This is a genomic window from uncultured Nostoc sp., assembly GCF_964245575.1.
Taxonomy (GTDB): Bacteria; Cyanobacteriota; Cyanobacteriia; order Cyanobacteriales; family Nostocaceae; genus Nostoc.
In genome coordinates, this window is the sequence record NZ_CAXTNP010000401.1 from 1 (window position 1) to 5,165 (window position 5,165).

Below are 5,165 nucleotides of genomic sequence, written 5' to 3' on the forward strand. Positions count from 1 at the left end.
CAATTTTTAATTTTATATTTTTAATTTTTAATTTCGAGAAGCGACTTGACACGCTTTTTTTCTGAAACAAAACACCCGGATTTATCACTTGTGATAAATCCGGGCGTATGTAGTTTAACGTCAAAATCAACCAAATAAAAATAATGTTTTACTTCCCTGCGTAGATACATTCTCAGTATTTACTTATTTTTACATGCTTTAGTTTTTTCACGCCGACTTACTTATCTAGGACTTACGCAAAACTACACGCGCTCTGGGGCAATTTATGAATTGCCCCTACCTGAAACGTAGTAGGATTGTTCAAGTGAAAGGGTACGCCTTGCGGGACGAGTAGCCATCGATCGCTAGTAGGCACCCTAAAATAAGAGCAAAAGACGATTCCTAAAACAAGCACACTCCATGCGTATTTCTCTAAATTGGCTGCGCGAACTAGTAGAGATAAAACTTAGTCCAGAAGAATTAGCCGAAACCCTGACAATGGCGGGGTTTGAGGTAGAAGATATTGAAGATCGCCGCACTTGGGCAAATGGCGTGGTTATCGGCAAAGTGCTTGAGCGTCAACCCCATCCCAACGCCGATAAATTGAGTGTTTGCCAAGTGGATATCGGTGCAGGTGAGACTTTAAATATTGTCTGTGGCGCTGCCAATGTGAAGGCAGATATCTATGTACCAGTGGCAACTACGGGTACTTACTTACCCAACATTGATTTAAAAATTAAACCTGCAAAACTACGTGGTGTCCCATCTCAGGGCATGATTTGTTCTTTAAAGGAACTCGGTTTGCCCACCGATGTAGATGGAATTCATATTTTTACTCAGGAAAATCTACCATTGGGTAGTGATGTGCGTCCTTTGTTGGGTCTAGATGATGTAATTTTAGACCTCACGGCAACTGCAAATCGCGCTGATGCTCTGAGTATGGTAGGCGTAGCACGGGAAGTAGCAGCTTTAACTGGTGGAAAGTTGAGCATTCCTGAACCTGCTGAAGTCTCTATTACCAAAAGTGCCGGAAATTTAGCTTTAAAAATTGCCGATACCCAAGCTTGTCCTGCATACATTGGTACGGTAATTGAACAGGTAAAAATTGCCCCGTCTCCCGAATGGTTGCAACAGCGTTTGCGGGCTGCTGGGGTACGTCCCATCAGTAATGTGGTGGACATTACTAATTACGTTTTGTTGGAATGGGGACAACCACTGCACGCCTTTGATTGCGATCGCCTAAAATCTGTTGCAAGTAGCGAAAATTTAACCATCGGCGTTCGCTTCGTCAATAATGGAGAATCCCTCAAAACCCTAGATGGACAAACTCGCACCCTATCAACCCAAAATTTATTAATTACCGCTAACGACAAACCTGTTGCACTGGCGGGAGTCATGGGTGGAGAAGAAACAGAAGTCCATCAAGGGACTCAAAACCTAGTTTTAGAAGCAGCTTTATTTGATTCCGTGGCAATTCGCCGTTCATCCCGGAGTGTTGGGTTAAGAAGTGAGGCTTCTGGCAGATATGAACGGGGAGTTAACCGGGCTGAGTTGGAAATAGCTAATCGCCGCGCCTTATCCTTAATTAGCGAATTAGCTAGTGGAATTCTTGTCCAGCAGGAAATTGCCGACACCCGCCCCGATCGGTCTACCTGGAGTCGTTCTATCGCCCTGCGTTTAGACCGCGTTAATCAAATATTAGGGCCGATAGATTTAGGAGAGGATACAGGTGAACTCCAAGAACAAGATGTTGAGCGCATCCTGACTGCATTGGGATGTCAGTTGACTCCTTCAGGAGAAGATAGCACGCATCAACCTACATGGTCAGTTTCTGTTCCACCCTATCGTTACCGCGACTTAGAGCGAGAAATTGATTTAATTGAAGAAATAGCCCGTCTCTATGGTTACAACAAATTCTGCGATACTTTACCAGAAAAAGCGGAAGCTGGCTATCTGCCTTTAGATGAGGAATTGATTCGCAAATTACGAGCTTTCCTCCGGGCTGAAGGATTGACAGAATTAATCCACTATTCTTTAGTCAAACCGGGAGAAGACAGAAATATAGTACTGTCAAACCCATTATTTGTCGAATATTCAGCGCTGCGAACCGATTTGATATCTGGGTTAATTGATGCCTTTCAATACAATTTAGAGCAGGGTAATGGTGCCTTGAACGGCTTTGAAATCGGGCAAATTTTCTGGCGAGAAGAAGACGGTTTGCAAGAAACAGAAGCCCTGGCTGGGATTGTGGGAGGGGATATTTCTGTTGGGAAATGGTCAAAAAGTGGACGCGAAGAACCCATCACCTGGTTTGAAGCCAAAGGCATTTTAGAAAGTGTATTTCGGCAACTTGCCTTGCAGGTAGAATTTCAACCAGATTGCCGAGATAATCGTTTACATCCAGGACGCACCGCTTCCCTGTGGATTCAGGGTAACAGGCTGGGTATTTTTGGACAACTCCATCCCCAATTGCGACGAGAAAAAGGTTTACCAGATTCCGTTTATGTTTTCCAGTTGGATCTAGATGTGCTTTTAGATTCTCTGGGAGAAGATGAAGTTCTGGTGCCAACATTCCAGCCTTATTCTACCTATCCAGCTAGCGATCGCGACATCGCCTTTTTCGCACCCGTGAAAATCTCAGTTGCGGAAATTGAAAAAGTAATTACCAAAGCTGGTAAAGATTTGCTCGAATCTGTAGAATTATTTGATGAATATCGGGGCAAAAATGTCCCCGAAGGACAGCGAAGTTTAGCATTCCGCTTAGTTTATCGGGCTAGCGATCGCACTCTTACTGAGGCTGAAGTGGAACCAGTACACAATAAAGTCCGCGAAGCTTTAGTGGAAAAATTCGGCGTAAATCTGAGAAGTTAGTTATTGGGCATTGGGAAAGAGGAAGCAGGAGGCAGAAGTTCTAAAATGTTTTAATTTTTAATTTTTAATTTTTAATTGATTTCTCCCCCGACTCCCGACTCCCCACTCCCCGTTCATTTTTTATTTGGAATTAATTAGCTATGCCTAAATATGTACTTTGGGGAACTTACTGCGAAGACGTTCTTGAAAAACGCACCCCCCACCGTCAAGCTCACTTAGACGGATTAGCAAAACAAAAAGAATCCGGTGTACTGATTACCATTGGCCCCACCCAAGATGTCACAAAAGTTTTTGGGATTTACGAAGCCGAAGACGAAGCCACTGTGCGCCAGTTGATTGAAAATGATCCCTACTGGAAAAATGGGATATGGACTGAGTATTCTGTTAAAGAATGGATTCAGGCTTTTTAAATTAAGTTTGGGGCATTGGGCATGGGAGAATTAGCATCAACGTTGAACCTCTAAGCATCAACTTTGAGCCTCTGAGCATCAACGTTGAACCTCTGAACATCAACGTTGAACCTCTGAACATCAACTTTGAACCTCTGAGCATCAACGTTGAACCTCTGAGCATCAACTTTGAGCCTCTGAGCATCAACGTTGAACCTCTGAGCATCAACGTTGAACCTCTGAGCATAAAACTTTCAGTTTTAACTCTCACCGATCTCTTCCATCCCCCCATTTCCCAATGCCCAATGCCCACATAATTATGAAAATTTGGCAGGTTGATTTTTATCGTCGTCCTTTACAGGATGCATCTGGACAAGTTTTATGGGAGTTGTCGATTTGTGACGCAACTCGCAGCTTTGAGTATGAAGCTAGCTGTCTCCAGTCAGCAGCAAATTCGAGTTGGGTTGCTACTCAAATAGAGCTAGCCGCAGGTGAAAAATTGCCAGATGTGATTCAGGTATTTCGTCCTCAGTCACTAAGTTTAATTGAGGCGGCTGGACGCAATTTAAGTATAAATGTCGAACCTACCCGCCATACTTTGGCGTTAAAGCAGTGGTTACAAGAAAAGCAATATCCCTCAACCCTGGATAAACCACCCCCAGCACCATTGCCAGAAAACCTTTGGGGAGAACAATGGCGTTTTGCGAGTTTAGCTGCTAGTGATGTGGAAACAAGATTTAGCGATCGCCCCATTCCCATTTTGCACATCCCAGAACATCGCAAACCCATCAATTTGGGTTTGGCATCAACAGTGCCCGTCCCTGGTGTAGTAATTTATGGTGGACGGCAATCGATGCGCCTAGCGCGGTGGTTGCAGCAAGCCCGTCCCGTAGGCTTAAATTACATATCTGGCGCACCAGACGGCTTAATATTAGAAGCTGGCTTGGTGGATAGATGGATTGTTGCCACATTTGAAGATCCAGAAGTTACAACAGCGGCCCAAGCATTTGAACAACGAAAAAAGCATTGCCGAGGATTGCATTTTTTGTTAGTCCAGCCCGATGATTCCGGGATGACTTATAGCGGCTTTTGGTTGTTGCGGGCAGAAGATTGATATTAATTGTCAAAAATATTTGTCCGCTTAATTTCTATAGCTAAAAAAGATCATGAAAGTCACAATTACCTTAGAAGAAGACATTCTGCAATTTGTAGATCGTTATGCACAGGGAAATCGTAGTGCATACATCAATACACTGCTAGCAGAACACCGCCGCCAAATTTTAGCAGCAGAAATGATTACAGCGCTCAAGCAGAATGCTGAAGATCCAGAATATCAAGCTGAAATTGCTGCTTGGGATAGCCTTGCTGGAGATGGCATGAATATTTGGGCTATCACTTCCTGAGCCACAGCTTTAACTACATTAATACTCACAGAATTTCCTAATTGATGGTAAGCCTTATCGTCATTGGGATGAAGTATAAATCTATCAGGAAAACCTTGCAGCCTTGCAGCTTCTCGCGGAGTTAGTCGCCGCACTCTCTGATTGTGGTAAACTCCCAATCTATTAGCATCACTTGCAACCAACGTTACCGAAATCTTATTTGGATCTACAAACTTATAAACTTCAAATGAAAAGTTACCCGATAGAGGTTTATATTTATCATTAATAAGATAATTCTGAAGGCCAAAACATAGAGGCTAACTTACGCAGATCCTCAACGGTTCTCTGATAATTTTGATTCAGCATAGTAACCCGCATTCCGCATGTGCGATCGCAAAATATAATATTATCTTCTTTCTTAATATTGTTGTTGATACTAAAAAGCGCCCTCCCAATCTGGGAGAGCGCTTTATTATTTAGTTAATACTTCAGAATTAACCGTTGATAGCAGGAGCAGTCAGAGCGACAGGAGCAAGATCACCAG

5 protein-coding genes are annotated in these 5,165 nt (G+C 43.3%); 4 read left to right on the forward strand and 1 reads right to left on the reverse strand.

The features are described from left to right. Positions 1-399 precede the first annotated feature (399 nt). The 4 genes from pheT (at position 400) to ACFFAP_RS35525 (ending at position 4,642) form a co-directional block, all read left to right on the forward strand. Positions 400-2,850: a phenylalanine--tRNA ligase subunit beta gene (gene pheT / locus ACFFAP_RS35510; RefSeq protein WP_375515608.1), complete on the forward strand. Its 2,451-nt coding sequence runs from the start codon at positions 400-402 to the stop codon at positions 2,848-2,850. Positions 2,851-2,990: 140 nt separating this feature from the next. Then, positions 2,991-3,260 (forward strand): YciI family protein, encoded by a 270-nt coding sequence (locus ACFFAP_RS35515; protein ID WP_375515609.1) that lies wholly within the window; start codon positions 2,991-2,993, stop codon positions 3,258-3,260. A 298-nt stretch (positions 3,261-3,558) separates the two neighbouring features. Continuing rightward, positions 3,559-4,353 carry a Tab2/Atab2 family RNA-binding protein gene (locus ACFFAP_RS35520; protein WP_375515610.1) on the forward strand — a complete coding sequence of 265 codons (795 nt, stop codon included), beginning with the start codon at positions 3,559-3,561 and terminating at the stop codon, positions 4,351-4,353. A gap of 49 nt (positions 4,354-4,402) precedes the next feature. Further along, a complete protein-coding gene (locus tag ACFFAP_RS35525) occupies positions 4,403-4,642 on the forward strand; it encodes a CopG family transcriptional regulator (protein WP_375515611.1) in 240 nt (79 codons plus the stop codon). Here the strand turns inward: ACFFAP_RS35525 and ACFFAP_RS35530 are convergent. Next, positions 4,573-4,776, reverse strand: coding sequence for a DNA cytosine methyltransferase (locus ACFFAP_RS35530; protein ID WP_375515612.1), 204 nt, complete (start codon positions 4,774-4,776; stop codon positions 4,573-4,575). The two genes, ACFFAP_RS35525 and ACFFAP_RS35530, sit on opposite strands and share 70 nt — an antisense overlap. Positions 4,777-5,165: the final 389 nt, after the last annotated feature.